24 protein-coding genes are annotated in these 20,362 nt (G+C 37.3%); 14 read left to right on the forward strand and 10 right to left on the reverse strand.

The annotated features are described in order from the left end of the window. Nucleotides 1–5 precede the first annotated feature (5 nt). Genes FIT63_RS02055 through FIT63_RS02070 form a run of 4 tightly spaced genes read left to right on the forward strand, consistent with a single transcriptional unit; the run spans nt 6 to nt 3,556 of the window. Entirely contained in the window at nt 6–1,205 is a 1,200-nt protein-coding gene (locus FIT63_RS02055; protein ID WP_140006346.1) for a tryptophan--tRNA ligase, read from the forward strand. Beyond that, entirely contained in the window at nt 1,205–1,996 is a 792-nt protein-coding gene (locus tag FIT63_RS02060; RefSeq protein ID WP_140006347.1) for a segregation and condensation protein A, read from the forward strand. Before FIT63_RS02055 ends, FIT63_RS02060 begins: the two co-directional genes overlap by 1 nt. A gap of 3 nt (nt 1,997–1,999) precedes the next feature. Then, entirely contained in the window at nt 2,000–2,551 is a 552-nt protein-coding gene (gene scpB, locus FIT63_RS02065) for an SMC-Scp complex subunit ScpB (protein ID WP_140006348.1), read from the forward strand. 30 nt (nt 2,552–2,581) lie between these two features. After that, on the forward strand, nt 2,582–3,556 hold the full coding sequence (locus FIT63_RS02070) for a pseudouridine synthase (protein WP_140006349.1): 975 nt from the start codon (nt 2,582–2,584) through the stop codon (nt 3,554–3,556). On the opposite strand, the gene prmB is transcribed toward FIT63_RS02070, so the two are convergent. From prmB to xseA, 7 genes are read right to left on the reverse strand one after another with little or no spacing between them, the layout of a single operon-like run. Further along, the gene (prmB, locus tag FIT63_RS02075) at nt 3,553–4,452 is read right to left on the reverse strand and encodes a 50S ribosomal protein L3 N(5)-glutamine methyltransferase (RefSeq protein ID WP_140006350.1); all 900 of its coding nucleotides are present in this window, start codon (nt 4,450–4,452) and stop codon (nt 3,553–3,555) included. The genes FIT63_RS02070 and prmB overlap by 4 nt on opposite strands. Beyond that, nucleotides 4,449–5,576, reverse strand: coding sequence for a succinyl-diaminopimelate desuccinylase (dapE, locus tag FIT63_RS02080; RefSeq protein ID WP_140006351.1), 1,128 nt, complete (start codon nt 5,574–5,576; stop codon nt 4,449–4,451). Before dapE ends, prmB begins: the two co-directional genes overlap by 4 nt. A 5-nt stretch (nt 5,577–5,581) precedes the next feature. Then, nucleotides 5,582–5,944 (reverse strand): Spx/MgsR family RNA polymerase-binding regulatory protein, encoded by a 363-nt coding sequence (locus tag FIT63_RS02085; RefSeq protein ID WP_140006352.1) that lies wholly within the window; start codon nt 5,942–5,944, stop codon nt 5,582–5,584. A gap of 3 nt (nt 5,945–5,947) precedes the next feature. Beyond that, nucleotides 5,948–6,775: a 2,3,4,5-tetrahydropyridine-2,6-dicarboxylate N-succinyltransferase gene (gene dapD, locus FIT63_RS02090; protein ID WP_140006353.1), complete on the reverse strand. Its 828-nt coding sequence runs from the start codon at nt 6,773–6,775 to the stop codon at nt 5,948–5,950. 50 nt (nt 6,776–6,825) lie between these two features. Beyond that, nucleotides 6,826–7,641: a M48 family metallopeptidase gene (locus FIT63_RS02095; protein WP_140006354.1), complete on the reverse strand. Its 816-nt coding sequence runs from the start codon at nt 7,639–7,641 to the stop codon at nt 6,826–6,828. Nucleotides 7,642–7,643: 2 nt separating this feature from the next. Further along, on the reverse strand, nt 7,644–9,524 hold the full coding sequence (locus FIT63_RS02100) for a potassium transporter Kup (RefSeq protein WP_140006355.1): 1,881 nt from the start codon (nt 9,522–9,524) through the stop codon (nt 7,644–7,646). A gap of 33 nt (nt 9,525–9,557) precedes the next feature. Beyond that, on the reverse strand, nt 9,558–10,784 hold the full coding sequence (xseA, locus tag FIT63_RS02105) for an exodeoxyribonuclease VII large subunit (RefSeq protein WP_478210079.1): 1,227 nt from the start codon (nt 10,782–10,784) through the stop codon (nt 9,558–9,560). Nucleotides 10,785–10,851: 67 nt separating this feature from the next. On the opposite strand from xseA, the gene FIT63_RS02110 reads away from it, so the two are divergent. The 8 genes from FIT63_RS02110 to FIT63_RS02145 all read left to right on the forward strand — a co-directional run bounded on the left by FIT63_RS02110 (nt 10,852) and on the right by FIT63_RS02145 (nt 17,368). Next, entirely contained in the window at nt 10,852–11,352 is a 501-nt protein-coding gene (locus tag FIT63_RS02110) for a disulfide bond formation protein B (protein WP_140006356.1), read from the forward strand. Continuing rightward, a complete protein-coding gene (gene cysM, locus FIT63_RS02115) occupies nt 11,352–12,233 on the forward strand; it encodes a cysteine synthase CysM (protein ID WP_140006357.1) in 882 nt (293 codons plus the stop codon). Before FIT63_RS02110 ends, cysM begins: the two co-directional genes overlap by 1 nt. A 4-nt stretch (nt 12,234–12,237) precedes the next feature. Next, nucleotides 12,238–13,014 carry a 3'-5' exonuclease gene (locus FIT63_RS02120; protein WP_140006358.1) on the forward strand — a complete coding sequence of 259 codons (777 nt, stop codon included), beginning with the start codon at nt 12,238–12,240 and terminating at the stop codon, nt 13,012–13,014. 10 nt (nt 13,015–13,024) lie between these two features. Beyond that, entirely contained in the window at nt 13,025–14,362 is a 1,338-nt protein-coding gene (gene rlmD / locus FIT63_RS02125) for a 23S rRNA (uracil(1939)-C(5))-methyltransferase RlmD (protein ID WP_140006359.1), read from the forward strand. A gap of 13 nt (nt 14,363–14,375) precedes the next feature. Next, entirely contained in the window at nt 14,376–14,858 is a 483-nt protein-coding gene (locus FIT63_RS02130) for a L,D-transpeptidase (protein WP_140006360.1), read from the forward strand. Between the two features lies 1 nt (nt 14,859). Continuing rightward, a complete protein-coding gene (locus tag FIT63_RS02135; RefSeq protein WP_140005076.1) occupies nt 14,860–15,558 on the forward strand; it encodes a queuosine precursor transporter in 699 nt (232 codons plus the stop codon). A 21-nt stretch (nt 15,559–15,579) separates the two neighbouring features. Continuing rightward, nucleotides 15,580–16,599, forward strand: a complete 1,020-nt coding sequence (nagZ, locus tag FIT63_RS02140) for a beta-N-acetylhexosaminidase (RefSeq protein ID WP_140006361.1) — start codon at nt 15,580–15,582, stop codon at nt 16,597–16,599. Nucleotides 16,600–16,681: 82 nt separating this feature from the next. Beyond that, on the forward strand, nt 16,682–17,368 hold the full coding sequence (locus FIT63_RS02145) for a Bax inhibitor-1/YccA family protein (RefSeq protein ID WP_140006362.1): 687 nt from the start codon (nt 16,682–16,684) through the stop codon (nt 17,366–17,368). Between the two features lie 31 nt (nt 17,369–17,399). Here FIT63_RS02145 and tadA read toward each other — a convergent pair whose 3' ends face one another. Continuing rightward, a complete protein-coding gene (gene tadA / locus FIT63_RS02150; protein ID WP_189342323.1) occupies nt 17,400–17,861 on the reverse strand; it encodes a tRNA adenosine(34) deaminase TadA in 462 nt (153 codons plus the stop codon). 8 nt (nt 17,862–17,869) lie between these two features. Beyond that, nucleotides 17,870–18,337, reverse strand: a complete 468-nt coding sequence (locus FIT63_RS02155; RefSeq protein ID WP_140005079.1) for a phosphate-starvation-inducible PsiE family protein — start codon at nt 18,335–18,337, stop codon at nt 17,870–17,872. Nucleotide 18,338: 1 nt separating this feature from the next. Here FIT63_RS02155 and FIT63_RS02160 point away from each other — a divergent pair, with 1 nt between their 5' ends. Both FIT63_RS02160 and FIT63_RS02165 read left to right on the forward strand, forming a co-directional pair. Continuing rightward, nucleotides 18,339–19,019 carry a nitroreductase family protein gene (locus tag FIT63_RS02160; RefSeq protein ID WP_317615550.1) on the forward strand — a complete coding sequence of 227 codons (681 nt, stop codon included), beginning with the start codon at nt 18,339–18,341 and terminating at the stop codon, nt 19,017–19,019. Nucleotides 19,020–19,049: 30 nt separating this feature from the next. Beyond that, nucleotides 19,050–19,439, forward strand: a complete 390-nt coding sequence (locus FIT63_RS02165) for a thioredoxin family protein (protein WP_140006364.1) — start codon at nt 19,050–19,052, stop codon at nt 19,437–19,439. On the opposite strand, the gene FIT63_RS02170 is transcribed toward FIT63_RS02165, so the two are convergent. Beyond that, on the reverse strand, nt 19,417–20,358 hold the full coding sequence (locus FIT63_RS02170; protein ID WP_223259939.1) for a peptidoglycan DD-metalloendopeptidase family protein: 942 nt from the start codon (nt 20,356–20,358) through the stop codon (nt 19,417–19,419). The two genes, FIT63_RS02165 and FIT63_RS02170, sit on opposite strands and share 23 nt — an antisense overlap. Between the last annotated feature and the right edge of the window lie 4 nt (nt 20,359–20,362).

Below are 20,362 nucleotides of genomic sequence, written 5' to 3' on the forward strand. Positions count from 1 at the left end.
AGACTATGGCTATTGAACGCGTTATATCTGGCATGCGACCTACAGGCAATCTTCATTTGGGCCACTACAATGGGGTATTGAAAAATTGGATTAATCTTCAACATGAATTTGAATGTTTATTCTTTGTAGCAGATTGGCATGCACTCACGACACATTACGACTCTCCTGAAATTATTGAAGAGAATGTGTGGGAGATGGTTGTGGATTGGCTTGCAGCAGGGGTAGATCCAGCAACAGCAACTATTTTTATTCAGTCTAAAGTACCTGAGCATGCCGAACTTCATACTTTGCTTTCTATGATTACACCCTTAGGTTGGCTAGAGAGAGTGCCAACTTATAAAGACCAGCAGGAAAAATTATCATCTAAAGATTTGTCGACCTATGGATTTTTAGGTTATCCATTATTACAAAGTGCAGACATTTTGATTTACAAAGCAACACAGGTACCTGTTGGTGAAGATCAAATTCCTCACATAGAATTTACTCGAGAAATTGCAAGACGCTTTAATCACCTCTATGGCAAAGAAACGGGATTTGTTGAAAAGGCTGAGGAAGCAATTAAAAAATTAGGCTCTAAAAAAAGCAGTCTCTATATGGAGATGAAAACAGCGTATCAAGAAAATGGTGACCAAGAGGCACTAGACTCGGCTCAGGTATTAATTGAAGAGCATCAGGGTTTAAGTTTGGGAGATAAAGAAAGGTTGTTAGGCTTTTTAGAGGGCGGCGGCAAAATGATTTTAGTTGAGCCTGAATATAAATTAGCGCCTGCATCTAAGATGATTGGTTTGGACGGTCAAAAAATGTCTAAATCATATAACAACACTATTGCCTTAAGAGAGTCGCCTGAATCTGTTGAGAAAAAAATTAAAACCATGCCAACCGATCCCGCTCGCATTAGAAGAAATGATCCTGGCAATCCATATAACTGTCCTGTATGGCAGTTGCACCAAGTGTATTCAAGCGATGAAGTTAAAGCTTGGGTTGAAACTGGATGTAAAGAAGCTAAAATAGGATGTATTGAATGTAAACAGCCTGTGATTGATGCAATTAATAAAGAACTTAAACCTATTCAAGAAAGAGCATTTCATTACATTGAAGATCCTGATCTCGTGAAAAATATCGTAGCCGAGGGTTGTGAAAAAGCTAGAAAACTCGCGAGAGAAACTATGCGAGAAGTAAGAGAAGCGATGGGGTTGAATTACTGATGAATCAAGAAGTTCAAATAGCCGCTATTGGGAAAATTCATGGAGAGAATATTGAGGTATTACCTCAAGATCTTTATATTCCACCAGATGCTTTAGAAATTTATTTGGAAGCTTTTGAAGGACCGCTCGATCTTCTTCTATATCTTATTAGAAAACATAACTTAGATATTCTCGATATACCGATGGCTGATTTGACAATTCAGTACATGGATTATGTAGAGAAGATGAAAGAAATTAAACTTGAGTTAGCTGCAGATTACTTACTTATGTCAGCAGTCTTGATTGAAATTAAATCAAGAATGTTATTACCTAAGAGGGCAGCTGAGGTTGATACAGAGCAAGATCCGCGCGCTGAGCTTGTTCGAAGACTTATGGAGTATGAGCTCATCAAAATAGCCTCTGAAAAGCTTACACAAATGCCGCAGGTCGGTGTTGATCTTTATGTCGCTAATGCGTATTTTGAAAAAATTACAGAAATTACCTATCCTGACGTATCAATTGATGAAATATTTTCAGCGTGGAAAAATATTTTAAATCGGGCAAAACATTTTGAGGTGCATAAAGTTGCTCGCAATGAACTTTCTGTAAGAGAGCACATGACAATGATTTTAAGAAAACTTCAAAAAGAAGAGTTTGTCGAGTTTTCATCATTATTTAATGTGGCTGAAGATAGAGTTCAAAAGTTAGTTGTATGTTTCTTAGCTATATTAGAATTAGCAAGAGAGCGACTTATAAAAATTACCCAGCAAGAAAGTTTTTCTCCCATCTACATTAAATTACAGATCAACTAGGCCATGACAGACTTAAATAACATATCAAAAATTAAACAAATACTAGAGGTCGCATTGTTAACGAGTGCCAATCCTCTATCTTTAGACGATTTGCAAAAATTATTTTCAGAAAAAATTGAGCGATCTACATTAAGAATGTTATTAGATGAACTCAAAACAGAATGGCAAGATCGCACTATGGAATTGGTTCTTGTAGCCTCGGGTTATCGTTTTAAAGTGAGAGATGAATACTCAAGTTACTTAATGAGATTAAACCCAGAAAGAGTGGCTAAATATAGTCGTGCTGTCATGGAGGTGTTAGCGATTGTAGCTTATAGGCAGCCAGTGACACGTGGCGACATAGAAGAAATTAGAGGTGTGGCACTCAATCCGAATGCTATTAGACAACTTCAAGAAAGAGACTGGATTGATGTGATTGGTCAAAAAGAGGTGCCGGGCAGACCTTCTTTATATGCGACAACAAAACATTTTTTAAATGATTTTAATTTGAGATCTTTATCTGAGCTTCCTGATATTGAAAGCTTCCTTCAAAATGAAATTCCCTTGAATGTTTAATTTTAAGTCATTGGTGACTTAAAGTATTTTATGCGTTCACAAGATCAAGACTCAGCTAAAGAAAGAAAGACCACTAGCCCATCTAAAACACAGCGCTTACATAAGCTCCTTGCTCAATCTGGAATTGGTTCCAGGCGAGAAATGGAAAAATATATTGAAGCAGGCCGTGTGCATGTGAATGATAGTCCAGCAACATTAGGACAATTAATCCATGAGCATGATGTTATCAAGATTGATGGAAAGACCATCCATCTTTTCTTTGATTTAAAATTTCCTAAAATTCTTATTTATCACAAACCTGAAGGTGAGATTGTTTCAGTCAGTGACCCACAAAAAAGAACCACAGTATTTTCAAAGCTACCTAGAATTAAAAATGAAAAATGGATTTCTATAGGGCGTCTTGATATCAACACTTCAGGTCTACTCATGTTTACTACTTCAGGCGATCTTGCTAACCGTCTTATGCACCCAAAATTTGAAATTGAACGCGAATATGCTGTCCGTATCTTTGGTGAGTTAACTGAAGAGCAAATATCACAATTAAAATCCGGTGTTAAATTAGACGATGGTCTAGCAAAATTCGATGAAATTCGTTATCAAGGTGGCGAGGGGGCTAATCGATGGTACCAAGTCATCCTTATGGAAGGCAGAAATCGAGAAGTAAGACGTTTATTTGAACATTTCAATCTTCCGGTAAGTCGTCTTATTCGAACCAGGTTTGGTTCTGTATCACTTCCATCACGCGTAAAAAGAGGCATGATGTTGGAACTTGAAGTAAAGGAAGTTGAGAACATTTTAAAATGGCTCGACATGCCTTTCTCTATAGTGAGCCGCAATGAAAGCCTCGTTAAAGTTAAGGCACGTAAAAAACATGCACACCCATCACCTTATGCACCTAAAGTTAAGCTTGATCGAAAAGCAATCCTAGACAAAAAAATTAAAAAAATTGGAAAAAAACCAATCAAGAGAAGAATTAGAAGTAATTTAGATATTAAAAAAATCTAATGAGATAGCTGAGATTTTTGTAGCATAAATACAAAATCATTACCTAAAGAAACATCTAGCCACTGAAATTGAAGCGCTGGAAATTTATCTAATAAAGCTTCTTTGTTGTGACCAATTTCTACAATTAGCATGCCGCCGTCGTTAAGATACTTCTTAGCTTCATGAATAATTCTAATTGTATGATCTAAACCATCATGACCGCTTCCAAGGGCCATACTAGGTTCTTTTAAAAACTCCATAGGAAAGTTTTTAACAGAAGCTTCATTGACATAAGGAGGGTTAGAAATGATCAGGTCGTATTTCTTTCCCTTCAGTGCATCAAATAAATCAGATCGGATTAATTCAATACGGTCATCTAATCCATACTGATCCACATTGATTTGGGCTACCTGCAATGCTTTGTCGGATAGGTCAACAAGATCAATCTCAGCGTTCTGGAAGCTGTGTGCCATCATGATACCTAAGCAACCACTTCCGGTGCATAAGTCAAGTGCGCTATAAATTGTTTCGGGATCATCAATCCATGGGTAAAGATTTTCGCTTAATGATTCCGCTATTAAAGACCTAGGAATGATCACGCGTTCATCGACATAAAATTTATAATCTCTCAACCATGCTTCATTAAGCAAGTAAGCTGTCGGGACTTTATCATTAATTCTTTTTTCAATTAAAAATAGTAAATCTTTTTTTTCTTTACTCGTGATGTGAGCATCTAAAAAGTTTTCTATTGTGTCGTGAGGTAAATGAAGAAAGCCAAAAATGAGCCAGACGGCTTCATCATATGCATTTGAGGTGCCATGGCCAAAAAATATATCAGAACTCTCAAATTGACTAACAGCGTATCTTAGCCAATCACGTATTGAAAAAATCTCTTTAAATAGTTGCGTTTGGCTCAAGTGAGAATCTTGTGAAGCGTAAGCTTGTAAATATTTTTAAGTGGTTCAATATCTTTTACATCAACACATTCATTGATTTTATGAATCGTGGCATTGAGCGGTCCAAACTCAACAACTTGATCACTAATATTCGCAATAAAACGACCATCGGAAGTGCCGCCTGTTGTGGATAGCTCAGGCGTGATACCAAGAGTTTCCTTGATGGCATCTGATAATATCTCTACAAGCCTTCCTTTTTTTGTTAAATAAGGATTGCCTGAGTATTCCCAATCAATAACGTAATCAAGTTTATGCTTATCTAAAATCGCGTGCGCTCTTTCTTTTAAATTTTCAGCGGTACTTGCTGTTGAATACCTAAAATTAAAAAGAATATCTACTTCACCAGGAACAACATTTGTAGCACCTGTTCCACCTTTGATATTTGAAATTTGCCATGATGTCTTAGGGAAATATTCGTTACCTTCATCCCAGGACATATTCACTAAATCTGTAATGGCGGGCGCAACCATATGAATTGGATTTTTTACTAAATGGGGATAGGCAATATGGCCTTGGATACCTTTTACGGTAAGTTTTGCTGAAAGCGATCCTCTTCGGCCATTTTTAATCATATCGCCGAATTTCAGATGTGAAGTCGGTTCGCCCACAAGACAGAAATCAATTCTTTCATTTCTCTTCTTAAGAAGCTCTACCACTTTAACAGTTCCATCAACTGCAACACCTTCTTCATCAGAAGTGATAATTAATCCAATCGAGCCTTTAAAGCCCTTAGTTTCTTTTAAAAATTCTTCAATAGAAACAATAAAGGCTGCAATAGATGTTTTCATATCCGCAGAGCCTCGACCATAAAGCTTGTCATCCTTGATCGTGGGTTCAAAGGGTGGTGATATCCATTGATCAACTGGGCCGCTAGGTACAACATCTGTATGACCTGCAAAAACAAAGAAAGGTGCTTCAGTACCTTTGCGCGCATACAAGTTTTCTACATCACCTGATTTAATTTTCTCGCATTTAAAACCTAAAGGCTCCAAGAGGCTAATAAGCAAATCTTGGCAGCCAGCATCATCTGGCGTATTAGATTTTCTAGCAATTAAATTTTTAGCAAGCTCTAGCGTTTTAGTCATTTTTTTTATTTTTTAAATAGTTGTTGAAATGCTGATTCATCAAACCCAAGTGATACTACTTTCTTATCGATGGCTACCAAAGGTCTTTTCATTACCGTTGGTTTTTCTATAATTAATTGAATGGCAGTTTCTTGTTTGTCAGCGAGTTTTTTCTCTCGATCTGTAAGATTTCTCCATGTCATACCAGATTTATTAATTAGCATATCCCAAGTTAAATGATCTGGTAACTTTTTAAACCATGCAGTCAAAGTAGCTACATTTAAAACATCTTTTTTGAGGTCGTAAAAGTCATAACTAATTTGATGGCTATCAAACCAAGTTAATGCTTTTTTGACAGTGCTGCAATTTTTAATGCCATACACCATCATGATTTAGATGCCTCTAAGTAACTCGTTAATGCCAACCTTGCCAAGCGTTTTTTCATCTACCTTTTTTACAATCACTGCGCAATATAGACTATAAGAGCCATCTTTTGAAGGGAGGTTTCCTGAGACTACAACAGAGCCCTTGGGAATGCGACCGTAAGTCACTTCTCCTGTTTCACGATCATAGATCTTAGTAGACTGGCCAATATAGACACCCATAGAAATTACTGCATTATCCTCAACCACAACGCCTTCGACCACTTCGGATCGAGCGCCAATAAAGCAATTATCACCAATAATAGTTGGACCTGCTTGAATAGGCTCTAGCACTCCACCAATACCAACACCACCTGAAAGGTGAACGTTCTTACCAATTTGTGCACATGAACCAACCGTTGCCCATGTATCAACCATCGTACCTTCATCTACATAAGCACCGATATTGACATAAGAAGGCATAAGTACAACATTTTTACCAATAAATGAACCGCGTCTTGCAATAGCGTTTGGCACAACGCGATAGCCACCCGCTTTAAAATCTTCATCTGTGAAGTTAGCAAATTTAGAATGTACTTTATCAAAGTAATTTGTATAACCACTCTTCATTACTTCGTTATCGTAGAGTCTAAAAGAGAGAAGTACCGCTTTTTTAATCCATTGATGCGTTTCCCATTCTTGGGAATCTTTAATACGTGCTGCGACTCGAAGCGATCCATTATTTAAGCTGTTAAGGACTTCATCCACAGCATCTTTAATTTCTTTAGGTGCATTTTTTGGGTTGATTTCAGCTCTTGTTTCAAAAGCATTTTCGATAATTGATTTTAATTGGTCCATGAGAGTATTTTTTTAGTTAAAACAGTATTTTACATTAAAGTCTAATGTAATTAGCGCGGCCTGTTTGATTCGTAAAGAGGTTTTAATTGATAGGCAAGTTCGGTGAGATCCCTTATACGATTATCGTCCGATGGGTGAGTGCTTAAAAATTCAGGTGGTTTTTTTGTGTTTTGTTGTTTCATTTTTTCCCATAAAGTTACTGCAGCAAAAGGGTCAAAACCAGATCTTGCAGAAAGCTCTAAGCCAATAGCGTCAGCCTCTCTTTCTTGCGTGCGACTATTAGGGAGAGCAAAAAAGAGGGTGGCGCCTAATGAGGCCGCTTGCATTGTGGCATTAGCTCTATTTCGATTGGTTGTATTAGAGATGTAAGCTGCAAAACCAATTAAACCAAACTGTTGAATGGCGGCGGTCGACATTCTTTCTCGTCCGTGTTCGCGAAGTGCGTGAGAGATTTCATGCCCTATCACAGCCGCTAATTCATCATCCGTTGCTTTGAGCTTTCGAATGAGGCCTGAGTAGACCATGATTTTTCCCCCAGGCATACAATAAGCATTTACTTCGTCACTGTCTTCAACATTGACTTCCCATGCCCATTGACTCGCTTCGGGTTTAAAATAATTTGCATTGGCAATGAGTCGATTGCTAATTCTCTTGACGCGCTTGACTTGAAAAGAATCGACATTGAGTTTATTTTTTTTACTCGCTGCTTGAAGTGCACCTCGGTAGCTGTCACTTGCTATTCCTGCCACCATAGATTGAGGCATAAGCAACAGTTGTTTCCTATCGACGCCTGATTGATTTTTTAGAGTTGTTGAAGCACAGCCCGAGATAAAAAGGGCTAATAAAAATAAAATGCTATATTTCATTCTTAAAATAATACTTGGCTTCCTAGCTCAACCACGCGGTTGGGTGGCAGTTTAAATTGATTGGTAATTGTTTCTGCACTTCTAAATAAACCTATAAACAATTTCTTTCTCCAATAGTTCATATTTTCTTTTGGTGTTGCCAATAAAATTTCCTTACCAATAAAGTAAGAGCTATTCATTGGGTCAATATTGATACCATTTTTAGCGTGCAGGGCAAGGTCTTTAGGTAAGTCAGGCTCATCTTTAAATCCATATTTCACAGTCACTTTATAAAAATCGTGAGGTAATTTTTCAACAGTCACAAGATCTTTTTTAAGTGAATGAGGGTAGTCCATAAACATAACGGTCAGAATAATAACTTTTTCATGGATAACTTTATTATGCTTGAGGTTATGAAACAAGGCATGAGGCACACCATCTGGATTGGGCGTTAAAAATATTGCTGTACCTTCCACCCGAGGGGGAGGGTTAGTTCCAATAGAGGTAATGAATGAATTAATTTCAATAGCCTCGCCTTTAAGTATTTTGTAAAGAATCGCACGTCCCTTTTTCCAGGTAGTCATTAAAATAAAAATAACAGAGCCAATCAAAATTGGGAACCAGCCACCATCAGGGATTTTTAAAATATTTGCACTAAAGAATGCAAGATCGATTATTAAAAAGATTGCCATGAAAATAACTGTCTTTATGGAATTCCATTTCCATACTTCATAAAATACAAAGCTTGCGAGAAGTGTTGAGATCACCATATCGCCTGTGACTGCAATACCATAAGCCCCTGCAAGATTCCCTGAGCTTTTGAAGGTCACTACTAAGGTCATAACTGCAATCATTAAGAGCCAATTAATTCTCGGGAGGTAAATTTGCCCTTCTTGATTTTCAGAAGTATGTTCGACATGCATTCTTGGCAGAAATCCTAACAGAAGCGCTTGTCTTGAGACTGAGAAAGCGCCTGTAATGACAGCTTGTGAAGCAATGATTGCTGCGAGCGTTGCTAAAATAATAAGAGGTATGACAAGAAATTCAGGCGCCATGAGATAAAAAGGATTTTTAATATTTTCAGGGTTGCTAATAATTAATGCGCCTTGTCCAAAGTAATTTAATGTAAGCGCTGGAAGTACAAAAATAAACCATGCAAGCTTAATTGGCTTACGTCCAAAATGCCCCATATCTGCATAGAGTGCCTCAGCGCCGGTGACTGATAAAACGACCGCACCTAATGCTACGAATGCAACCATTGGAGATAGCTGGAAGAAATGAAATGCATACAATGGATTAATGGCTGAGAGAACATGTGGCTCCTGTGCAATATTAATAATTCCCAATAGTGCGAGCGTTAAGAACCAAAAAAACATAATAGGGCCAAAGAAAGTGCCCACAACATTCGTACCTTTACTTTGTGCGTAAAATAAAATAAATAACACTACAAGAGTTATAGGAATAATAAGATGACTTAAAGAGGGCGCTACAACCTCAAGACCTTCGATCGCAGATAAAACAGAAATTGCAGGAGTAATCATTCCGTCTGCATAAAACATACATGCCCCAAGAATACCTAAAATCATAATCAAATTTCTTTTATTGCCACTGGGGGCATTTTTATTAGCAAGAGAGAGAAGAGCCATAATGCCCCCTTCACCTCTATTGTCAGCACGCATAATAAAGGCAACATATTTAGCTGACACAATCATAATGAGCGACCAGAAAATAAGAGACAGTATGCCGAGGACGTTAAACTCGGTAAGCGCGACAGGATGTTTGCTGAGAGAAAAAACTTCTTTCATAGTGTATAGCGGGCTTGTACCAATATCACCAAATACAACACCTAATGCTGAAAGTGAAAGTGTAGCTAGAGAAGCTTTGTGATTTTTTTTATCTTCCATGTGTGCGTCAGTTTTTTTTAAATCAATCTAAAATTATTGATCTTTGAGATCTGAAATATTTGCGTCAGCTTGCCCATGGTTTAGTTGAATATGGATTTTATCATTAAGCTTTAACTGGGCTACATTATTTACAACCTGGCCTTCCACATTTGTAATGATGGAATAGCCTCTTGATAAAACAGCATGAGGGCTTAAGTGATCCAAGTTTAATTTTAATTTATCAATGTGCAAACGATATTGGATCAAAGTATTCTTCATACTTTGATTAATCCTCTGTATATATTGATGAATCTGTTCTTTTTGTCGTTGAATGTGTTGGTGAGGCGATATAAGACGTTTTTCTAGGTAATCAATTTTCTGCATCACTTCTCGAATAAGAACTGCCATGACTTTATTTAATTGGTTTTTATAAATCTGAATTGTTTTGATAAGTTCGACACTATGACTTGTAACGAGTTCAGCAGCTCCTGTGGGCGTTGGGGCTCTTAAGTCGGAAACAAAATCAGCTATAGTTGTATCAGTTTCATGCCCAACACCTGTAATTGTAGGTATTTTTGATGCAACAATCGCTCGCGCTAAGATTTCCTCATTAAATGCCCATAAGTCTTCAATCGAACCACCACCTCGCGCTAAGATCAGCACATCACATTCTTGTCTTATATTTGCAGTTTCAATGGCTTTCACAAGCGCTAGAGGCGCTTCTTTACCCTGAACGAGACTAGGATAAATAATAACTGGAATATGTGGACTTCGTCTTTTAAGTGTAATTAAAATATCTTCGATCGCGGCCCCTGTGGGCGAAGTAATGACACCAATAGATTTAGGAAATTGAGGTATAGATTTTTTTCGAGAATCCTCAAAAAGACCTTCTTTCAGGAGTTTTTCTTTTAATTGATTGAATGCTTCTGATAAAAGCCCCGCGCCTGCATGCCTAATTGACTCAATATTGAGTTGATATTCGCCCCGGGCCTCATATAAACCGATAAAACATTTTGCTTCAATCTTTTCGCCATTTTTAGGCATCCAATCCGTTGCCATATTTTTATTTTTAAACATGGTACAACGGACTTGAGCTTCATCATCTTTAAGAGAAAAGTACCAGTGTCCAGAAGATGCGCTTATGAAATTAGAGATTTCACCTGAAATCCAAAATGAGGGAAAGCTCTGCTCAAGGAGCTCCCTTACAAGACGATTAATTTCTTTGACAGAAAAAACCCTGGCTTCGTTAGGTTTGGAGGTATTTATTGGAGTTGAATTAATCAAACTAGAAGGATATCCGTTACAATTATCTTCATTATAGAGTTAATGAATAACTAAAGAGCTTTAATTGAAGAAATTTTTTTTATCACATAGACAAGCCCATTTAATTGCTTTTATTGCTGCTTATTTTTTAGTTGCATTAGCAGTCTTCATTCAAAACAAATTCAACCTCGAACCATGTCCTTTATGTGTGACCCAGAGGATTATTTTTATGGTGCTTGGGTTACTTTTCTTAATCAATGCATTTATTAAGCCTACTTATTTAATTAAAAAGTTATCTTTAGTCGTTTTATCTATAACTTCAATCACGGGCATGGTATTTTCATTCAAACACATCTTGATCCAATCAAAAGCTATTAGCGCGCCAAATGAATGCGGTGTTGATTTAAATTATATGTTTGAAAATTTTCCATTCTCAAAAGCTTTGAATTTGCTTTTTAAAGGGACAGGCGACTGCTCACATATTGATTGGACCTTGTTAGGCCTTACGATCCCTGAATTAGCTTTAATCGGATTCATATCATTTTTTGTCTATACCGTTTTTTTATTTAGGATGAATTTAAAGTAATGCAATTAGAAGATTTTATTGGAAATACACCACTCGTTGCTTTGCAGCGGATGCACGGAAATTCAAGCGGTGCCATCCATTTAAAGTTGGAAGGGAATAACCCTGCCGGCTCAGTGAAAGACAGAGCTGCTTTTTCTATGATTCATAACGCTGAATTAAGAGGCGACATTAAACCAGGCGACACACTCATTGAAGCTACATCTGGGAATACAGGTATAGCACTTGCTATGGTGGCTGCGATGAAAGGTTACAAAATGATTCTGGTCATGCCAGAAAATCAAACCATTGAAAGACGGCAAACTATGAAAGCATTTGGCGCAGAATTTATTCTGACTTCAAAAGAAGGCAGTATGGAGCTTGCCAGAGATATTGCCTTAAAAATGCAAAAAGAAGGTAAGGGTTTTGTACTAGATCAATTCAGTAATCTTGACAATCCTAAAGCGCATTATGAGACGACAGGCCCTGAAATTTGGAAAGATACAAAGGGTCGTGTTACACACTTTATTGCGAGCATGGGAACCACAGGTACGATTGTAGGTACTTCGCAATTCTTAAAAGAAAAAAATAAGAATATTCAAATTATTGGTGTACAGCCAGAAGAGGGTGCTCAGATTCCAGGCATACGTAAATGGCCAGAAGCTTATTTGCCTAAAATATACAGCGCAAAAAATATTGATCACATTGAATATGTTTCACAACAACATGCAGAAGAGACTGCGAAAAGGCTTGCAAAAGAAGAAGGTATTTTTTCTGGTGCATCGACAGGTGGCGGACTTTATGTCGCACTGAAAATCGCAAAAGCAAATAAAGATGCCGTCATTGTTTCTATTGCTTGTGATCGCGGTGACCGTTATCTATCTTCTAATTTATTCTTGAGTTAATGCATTGATCCCTATTTTAGTTTTTGATATTGAAACTATTCCTGATATTCAAGGCATTAGATCTTTATATATATTAGATAAAAATTTATCTGATGATGATGTCGTTAATGTAGCTCTTTATAAAAGAAGACAAAAAAACGGCTCTGATTTTCTGCAGCACCATCTTCAAAAAATTGTAGCTATTTCGTGCGTCCTTCGAGAAAAAGACCAGTTAAAGATTTGGACGCTTGGGGAAGTTGATGATCCTGAAGAAGAAGTCATCCAGCGTTTTTTTGATGGCATTGATAAATATACCCCCACCCTTGTATCTTGGAATGGCTCAGGGTTTGATCTTCCTGTATTAAATTATAGGGCGTTAATGCATGGCATAAATGCATCCAAGTATCTAGACATGGGGGAGATAGATAAAGATTTTAAATGGAATAATTATTTAAGCCGATATCACACGCGCCATACGGATTTAATGGAATTTTTAGCGATGTTTCAAGGTAAAAATAACGCGCCCCTAGATGATATTGCAAAGCTGTGTGGCTTCCCAGGCAAGCTAGGTATGGATGGCGGTAAAGTTTGGGATACATACAGACAAGGAGACATTCAATCAATTAGAGATTATTGTGAAACTGATGTCGCCAATACTTATCTTGTATATCTTAAATTTCAATTGATCAGAGGCCATCTTAACCAAAATCAATATGAGTCTGAAATTAATTTAGTTAGAAATACAATTCAAGAATACCAAAAAGATTATTGGGATGAATTTCTGTCCGCATGGAAATCTTAGACATTTCTAAATGCAAGACGATATAAAACCTAAAAAAAAATTATTACTTGCCACAATAGAAAATATTGATCAAGAGGGGCGCGGTGTTACCCATATTGATGGTAAAGCTATTTTCGTCGAAGGTGCCCTTCAGGGTGAGATTGTCGAATGTGAGTCTTATGTTAAAAAACCAAGTTATGAAATTGCTTTTACAGAAAGAGTCATTCGGCAATCTAATTTAAGAGTAAAGCCTAAATGCGATCACTTTAATCGTTGTGGTGGTTGTTCTATGCAGCATTTTGAGTTCCAAGCACAAATTGCAGCTAAGCAAAGGGTCTTTGAAAATACATTATCTCGCATTGGTAAAGTTAAAACTGAAACAATACTCACCCCTCTTGCAGGACCTTCATGGCATTACCGATATAAAGGTCGCTTAAGAGTCAAGTTTGTTGTTAAGAAAAATAAAGCGCTTGTGGGATTCAATGAAAAAAGAACACATTTCATTGCTGACATTTCTAGCTGTGAAGTCTTACCTCAAACCCTCTCCGATATGTTGCCTCATCTGCAAGACTTAATCACTCAACTTTCGATTAAAGATCAGATTCCTCAAATCGAATTTGCTGCAGATCAAAAGCATTTGGTTTTAGTATTAAGAATTTTAGATGCATTAAATACAAATGATGAGTTGCTTTTAAATACATTCTCATCTCAACACCCGGTGCAATTTTGGACTCAATCCAAAGGGCCTGATACGATAAAACCTTTATCGAAGAAAGATGACGTTAAGCTTTCTTATGCATTAAAAGAATTTGGGCTGCAGTTTAGTTTTATGCCGTACGACTTTACGCAAATCAATCCCTTCATTAATCAGGTATTAGTAAGAAGGGCAATGAGTTTATTAAAGCCTTCAAAAGATGATCGTATTTTCGATTTTTTCTGTGGCCTAGGAAATTTCACATTACCTATAGCCACGAGTGGTGCAAAAGTGATGGGTATCGAAGGCTCAGCATCGCTCATAGAAAGAGCAAAGCAATGTCGTGATGAAAATCACTTAAATGATTTTGTTGAATACCAATGTATGAATTTATTTGACATTACCAAAGAATCCTTATTAAAGTTAGGTCACGCAAATAAATGGCTCATTGACCCACCACGGGATGGGGCATTTCAATTGGTGCAACTTATTGATGACGACATTCATCCTTCTATCATTGTTTACGTATCTTGTAATCCAGCGACCCTAGCAAGAGACGCTCAAATATTAGTCCATGAGAAGGGTTACAAATTAGATAAAGCTGGTATTGTAAATATGTTTCCACATACTTCTCATGTTGAATCGATTGCATTATTTGTAAAGACGGAATCTTAAAAATCATTTAACTATGCATATTAAAATTTCAATTGCAGAACAGAAGCTTCATTTATATCGTGATGATAATGTATGGGTAAAATCTTTTGTAATCTCCACTGCAGAAAAAGGCATAGGTCAACATAAAGGTAGTTTTTGTACGCCTTTAGGTCAACATATCGTTCGCGCAAAAATTGGTCAAGGCGCTCCTCTCTATGCTCAGTTTGCGGCTCGTAGACTTACAGGAAAAATATGGCATCCATCAATGTCAGAAAACAACCCAAAAGAGGATTGGATTTTAACCCGCATACTTTGGCTCTCAGGTCTCGAGATTGGATTTAATCGCCTAGGAAATCAAGATACGATGCAGCGTTTTATCTATATCCATGGGACGAATGATTTAGCTCGCTTAGGTCAGCCTGTATCACATGGATGCATTCGCATGGACAACCAAGACATCATCGATTTATTTGATCAAATTAATGCAGGCGATCATGTATTGATCAGTGAAATCTAATATGTATAAAAACCAATACCGATATTACGATCTTGTCATGGCAGCGTTTGTGACAGTATTGATCACATCAAACTTAATTGGACCTGCAAAAATTTCTCAGATAGAGGTTCCATTTTTTGGCCTTCTTACATTCGGTGCTGGGGTTTTATTTTTCCCTATCTCATTTATTTTTGGCGATATCTTAACTGAGGTTTATGGTTATGCTGCTTCAAGAAGAGTGATATGGGCAGGTTTCATAGCGCTTGCTTTTGCATCTTTTATGGCTTGGATGATTGTGGCTCTTCCACCTGCACCTTATTGGCATAATCAAGAGGCCTATGAAATTGCATTTGGTTCAGCTTGGCGAGTTTCTTTAGCAAGTCTAGTTGCTTTTGCTGCAGGCGAATTTGTAAACTCTTTTGTATTAGCAAAAATGAAAATTATGACAAAAGGAAAATATTTATGGAGCCGTACGATCGGATCTACCATTGCAGGTGAAGCGATTGATTCTATTTTATTCTATCCTTTAGCTTTTTATAATAGCGGTGTGATTCCAAATGACAAAATCATCCTAGTAGTGATTGCACAGTTCGTTGCCAAAACGCTGATAGAAATTTTATTTACACCAGGGATATATAAGATTGTTGCTTTCTTAAAAAAGAAAGAAAATCTAGATCATTTTGATACACGCACCAATTTCAATCCTTTTATTTTTAAATGATATGAACGTTATTCAATCAAAATGAAGATGGGCCCATTAATGATTGATGTTGAGGGGCTAGTATTGACCGATACGGACATTAAAAGAATTTCGCACCCCTTGGTCGGCGGACTTATTTTATTTTCAAGAAACTATCAAGACACTGCTCAATTAAAGACATTAACAGATGCTATTAGAAAGATAAGGGGTCATGACTTCTTAATCGCTGTGGATCATGAAGGTGGCCGCGTCCAAAGATTTAGAGAAGGCTTTACTGCGATCCCTGCTATGAGAAAGTTAGGCGAAATTTGGGATAACGCGCCCAAAAAAGCAAATCACTTAGCTTTTTTTATTGGCCAAATTATCGCGATTGAATTAAGAATATTTGATATCGATTTTAGTTTTACACCCGTTTTAGATATTGATTACAGCGAAAGTACCGTGATTCGAGATAGAGCCTTTCATGGCGATATTGAAGCCATTAAAGCTTTGGCATCTCACCTTTTGGAAGGTTTAAACGAAGGCGGCATGCATGGTGTTGGAAAACACTTCCCAGGGCATGGGTATATCAAGGCCGATTCACATCTAAGTATTTCGGAGGATACGAGAACGCTCGACGAGATTGAGTCTAAAGATATGAGTATTTTTATATCATTAATCAAGCATGGATTAAATGCAGTGATGCCTTCCCACGTTCTATACTCTGCCGCAGATAAAAATCCGGCTGGGTTTTCGCAATTTTGGCTTAAAAATCAATTGAGAGAAAAAGCTCATTTTAAAGGCGCTATTTTTAGCGATGACATGAGTATGAAAGGGGCTGTGCTTGGTGGTGAAATGAAGGATAGAATTGTCAAAGCGCTCGAGGCTGGCTGTGACATGGTTTTGTTATGTAATAGCCCGCAATTGGTAGATGAAGTTTTACTTCAATTAGACTGGAAGATGTCATCTGAAAGTATTGAAAGGCTTCTTACGATGAAAGGCTTTAAAGAGCCTCATATAGCCCTAAAAACATCACAAGAAAAAGGTTTCAAGGATATGACAGCTCAAATTATGACTATGTAAAAAAATTTAAATGAATATTGAAACTATTTAGTAAGTTATATAATCTATAACATGTATTAAAAACTTTATAAGAGGAAAACATATGCAAGAAAATATAAGAATTGAAAGCCAGTCGCAATCAGTATTAGCGACAAATAAAGTCCTTAGAAATACTTATGCTTTACTTGGTTTATCGCTTATTCCCACCGCAATCGGCGCTTACATAGGTATGAGCATGAATTTCTTATTTGCTCAACAGCATCCTATTATATTTGCCATTATGCTTTTAGCAGGTATGTTTGGTTTATTTTTCGCAATTCAAGCAAATCGAAATAATAGCTTAGGCGTTGTTTTCTTATTAGCACTCACTTTATTTTTAGGTGTGATGTTAGGTCCGATTCTTCAAGTAGCTTTTAGTTTAAGTAATGGCGCTCAAATCGTGGGTCTAGCAGCAGGTGGCACAGCTGCCATATTTTTAATGTTAGCTACGATTGCTACTACCACTAAAAAAGATTTTAGCTTTATGGGAAAATTTTTGATGATTGGTATCATTCTTCTCATCTTAGCTTCGCTTGCTAATTTATTCTTCCAAATACCTGCGATGGCTTTAGCATTGTCTGGTGTTGCAGTTTTATTATTCTCTGGATTCATTCTGTACGATGTAAGTCGCATTGTGAACGGTGGAGAAACGAACTACATCATGGCAACGTTAGCGCTTTATATGAACATCTATAACTTATTTGTAAATTTACTCCAGTTATTGATGGCTCTTCTAGGTAACAGAGACTAAATCATTTTTGTTTTAAAAAAGCCGTAGTTTTCTACGGCTTTTTTCTTTTTGAAAGAAAGAAATCTCTTAGTATTTGGCTGCATTCTTTTTCTAAGACGCCACCCATAGCTTCTGCATGATGGTTAATTTCTTTGATACCAATGAGATCAACCATGCCTCCGCAAGCACCCGTCTTGGGGTCCGGAGCGCCATAGATAATTTTCCCAATACGCGCATGTTGAATAGCGCCTACACACATAGCACAGGGCTCAAGAGTCACATAAATTGAGCAGTCTTTTAATCTATAATTTTTGATGAATTTAGCCGCTTCTCTTATGGCATTAATCTCAGCATGCGAAGTGGGGTCATGGTCGCCAATTGATGTATTCATCCCTCTACCAATAACTTCACCATCCTGAACAATGACGGCACCTACCGGCACCTCATCTTTTAATTCAGCTTTTTTAGCTAGCTCTAAAGCTAGCCTCATAAACTTAAGATCTTCATCAGTCATGAAGAAGTTTATTTTCTCTTAAAGTCAGGGATTGTTTTTCTAAAGCGAATCACGAGGATATAAAGAACACCAATTAAAAATGCACCTCCTACCCAAATGCCAACTTCTTCGAGGGTTGGCTTTGCATCCTGAACTGGAAGCACGATGAGCTTTCTAAGAAAAAGCACCATCACAACCTCAATGAAAGTTTCAACTTCCAGTTTACTTCCATTGAGATAGCGCATTTCAGCTGAAATAAGGGCCGATATCGACCAAAGCAACATGAGTGTGCCAAGCGCATGAATAAAGCCATGAATGAGATTGTTGGCATGAGCTGCGGCACTGATTTCAACGAAGAAAAGCCAAGTAAACATGATGATAGATGTCGCCAAAGCCAAACCAATCACAATATGAGCAAAGCCGTTTAAATAGAGCATAGCTTTGATAGCAAATCGATTAATGCCTTTGAATTCGGACGGGAGTTCAGTTTGAATCATCATGGAATCCTTATTAATTAAATTTGAAGGAAGTGAAAACTATCTTTATTATAGAGATAACTTTAAATATAAAGATAGTGCCCCAATGAAAAAACCAGCGATTACCGAACAGCCCATTCATGCCATTTTGGCCGACAGATGGAGTTCAAGAGCTTACGACCCAACTCAATTTGTTTCTCAAGAATTACTTTTATCCCTTATGGAAGCAGCGCGATGGAGTCCTTCATGCATGGGAGATCAGCCATGGCAATTTATTGTATTTAATAAGAAAGATGCAACACCCTGGACGCAGGCACTTAATTGTTTGTCTATTGGTAATCAAAATTGGGCTATGGATGCATCTATTTTAATTTTGGCTTGCGCTCACCAAAACTTCTCGAACAATGAGAAAACTAACCGATGGGGCCAGTACGATACAGGCGCTTCTTCAGAAAATATCTGTCTTCAAGCCACAAGCCTGGGGATGGTGGCTCATCAAATGGGTGGATTTGATGTTGAAAAAACGAGACAATTATTTCAAATTCCAAGCCAATATGATTTAATGTCTTTTATTGCGATTGGTTACCCACTCGCTATAGAGAAAGTAAATGCTGAAGCATTAGCTAAAGAAAAAGAAGCTAGAAAGCGCAAACCCTTAAGAGAGATTTTTTATACCAATCAATGGGGCGAGCAATCGTTATAGTTTTTCAATAGAATATAACTAGGATACTAGATGGCAACAGTAAAACTTACAAAAAAGAACTTTAAAAAAACAATCGAAGATAATGATTTTGTTATTGTTGATTTTTGGGCGCCATGGTGTGAACCTTGTATTGAATTTACGCCGATATTTGAAGCAGCTTCAGAAAAAAATAAAGATATTTTATTTGGGATGGTCGATATAGAAGCAGATACAGAAATTGGTGAATATTTCCAAGTTGATAAAATACCAGGCCTTCTTATTATTAGAGAGCAAGCAGGCATTCATACTCAAATTGGTCAAATTGGTGCCTCGGCGCTTGATGAAATTATCAAGTGGGCAAGAGAACACGATATGTCAACTGTCAGAGATTATTATGAAAGAGAAGCTAAAGGCGAAATTAAAGCTGCCCAAGAAAAGTAGTCGGATCAACTGACTGACCTTGTTTTCTAATTTCAAAGTGAAGTTTCACTTTGTCAGCTCCAGAGTCACCCATCGTTGCGATCTTTTGACCCTTCATAATGACCTGACCTTCTTTGACGAGAAGTTCTTTGTTATGAGCATACACAGACAAATAAGAGTTATTGTGTTTAATGATTACAAGCTTGCCATACCCTTTTAAATCTTCTCCGCTGTAAATAACCTTGCCCGGACCAGCTGCTTTAATTTCTTGACCGAGTGTTCCTACAATATCAATTCCCTTTTGACCTTGCGCTTCATTAAAAAGATTTTCTAACTTACCTTTAGCGGGCCATTGCCAATCTATTTTATCTTCTAAAGCAATAGGTGCAATTTCTTTAGATGTTATTGATGGAACGTTATTTGTAGTTTGCGGTGTTGTCGCCTTAAGCTTATAGGCTTCATCCGTATATTTTTCTCTATAAGCTTTTGGGTTATCTAAATGAGTGATGCCACCTGTGACTGGTTTTGCTTGAGGTTGAGGTGAGGTTTCCGTATTGGCAGCTGCTTCTTCATTATTTTTTAATGGCGTAGTGACGACATCTTCATTTTTTTTCATTTCATTTGTAGTGACAACAGGATTGTTTGATTTAACTTGATCGAATTTTATTTTTTCGCCTACTTTAATCGCATAAGGCTCTTTAATATCATTTGCCTGAGCAACTTCTTTGTAATAAAAACCACAATCAAGACTTAAGCTATAAAGAGTATCGCCTGGTTTGACAATATAAACATCTGGGCATGGCTGAGTCGGATCTTTTTTTGCTCTCGCGACAGATTTATTTTTTTGTATTGCAGTTGATTTATCCGCAGGAATTTTTTTCTCAGTGACTGGCGCTGGCGCATTGGATGCGCAACCAGCGATCAAAGAAAATAGTGTCATGTAA

It is taken from the genome of Candidatus Methylopumilus planktonicus (assembly GCF_006364715.1).
Classification (GTDB): Bacteria; Pseudomonadota; Gammaproteobacteria; order Burkholderiales; family Methylophilaceae; genus Methylopumilus; species Methylopumilus planktonicus_A.

Coding starts and splice junctions, on each gene's coding strand:
- cysM (WP_140006357.1), top strand. CDS start 11,352: ATGCAATTAGAAGATTTTATTGGAAATACACCACTCGTTGCTTTGCAG.
- FIT63_RS02060 (WP_140006347.1), top strand. CDS start 1,205: ATGAATCAAGAAGTTCAAATAGCCGCTATTGGGAAAATTCATGGAGAG.
- FIT63_RS02170 (WP_223259939.1), bottom strand. CDS start 20,358: ATGACACTATTTTCTTTGATCGCTGGTTGCGCATCCAATGCGCCAGCG.
- FIT63_RS02160 (WP_317615550.1), top strand. CDS start 18,339: ATGGAATCCTTATTAATTAAATTTGAAGGAAGTGAAAACTATCTTTAT.
- FIT63_RS02100 (WP_140006355.1), bottom strand. CDS start 9,524: ATGGAAGATAAAAAAAATCACAAAGCTTCTCTAGCTACACTTTCACTT.
- tadA (WP_189342323.1), bottom strand. CDS start 17,861: ATGACTGATGAAGATCTTAAGTTTATGAGGCTAGCTTTAGAGCTAGCT.
- nagZ (WP_140006361.1), top strand. CDS start 15,580: ATGAAGATGGGCCCATTAATGATTGATGTTGAGGGGCTAGTATTGACC.
- FIT63_RS02155 (WP_140005079.1), bottom strand. CDS start 18,337: ATGATTCAAACTGAACTCCCGTCCGAATTCAAAGGCATTAATCGATTT.
- FIT63_RS02070 (WP_140006349.1), top strand. CDS start 2,582: ATGCGTTCACAAGATCAAGACTCAGCTAAAGAAAGAAAGACCACTAGC.
- FIT63_RS02130 (WP_140006360.1), top strand. CDS start 14,376: ATGCATATTAAAATTTCAATTGCAGAACAGAAGCTTCATTTATATCGT.
- dapD (WP_140006353.1), bottom strand. CDS start 6,775: ATGGACCAATTAAAATCAATTATCGAAAATGCTTTTGAAACAAGAGCT.
- FIT63_RS02095 (WP_140006354.1), bottom strand. CDS start 7,641: ATGAAATATAGCATTTTATTTTTATTAGCCCTTTTTATCTCGGGCTGT.
- FIT63_RS02055 (WP_140006346.1), top strand. CDS start 6: ATGGCTATTGAACGCGTTATATCTGGCATGCGACCTACAGGCAATCTT.
- scpB (WP_140006348.1), top strand. CDS start 2,000: ATGACAGACTTAAATAACATATCAAAAATTAAACAAATACTAGAGGTC.
- dapE (WP_140006351.1), bottom strand. CDS start 5,576: ATGACTAAAACGCTAGAGCTTGCTAAAAATTTAATTGCTAGAAAATCT.
- rlmD (WP_140006359.1), top strand. CDS start 13,025: ATGCAAGACGATATAAAACCTAAAAAAAAATTATTACTTGCCACAATA.
- FIT63_RS02145 (WP_140006362.1), top strand. CDS start 16,682: ATGCAAGAAAATATAAGAATTGAAAGCCAGTCGCAATCAGTATTAGCG.
- FIT63_RS02085 (WP_140006352.1), bottom strand. CDS start 5,944: ATGATGGTGTATGGCATTAAAAATTGCAGCACTGTCAAAAAAGCATTA.
- FIT63_RS02165 (WP_140006364.1), top strand. CDS start 19,050: ATGGCAACAGTAAAACTTACAAAAAAGAACTTTAAAAAAACAATCGAA.
- FIT63_RS02135 (WP_140005076.1), top strand. CDS start 14,860: ATGTATAAAAACCAATACCGATATTACGATCTTGTCATGGCAGCGTTT.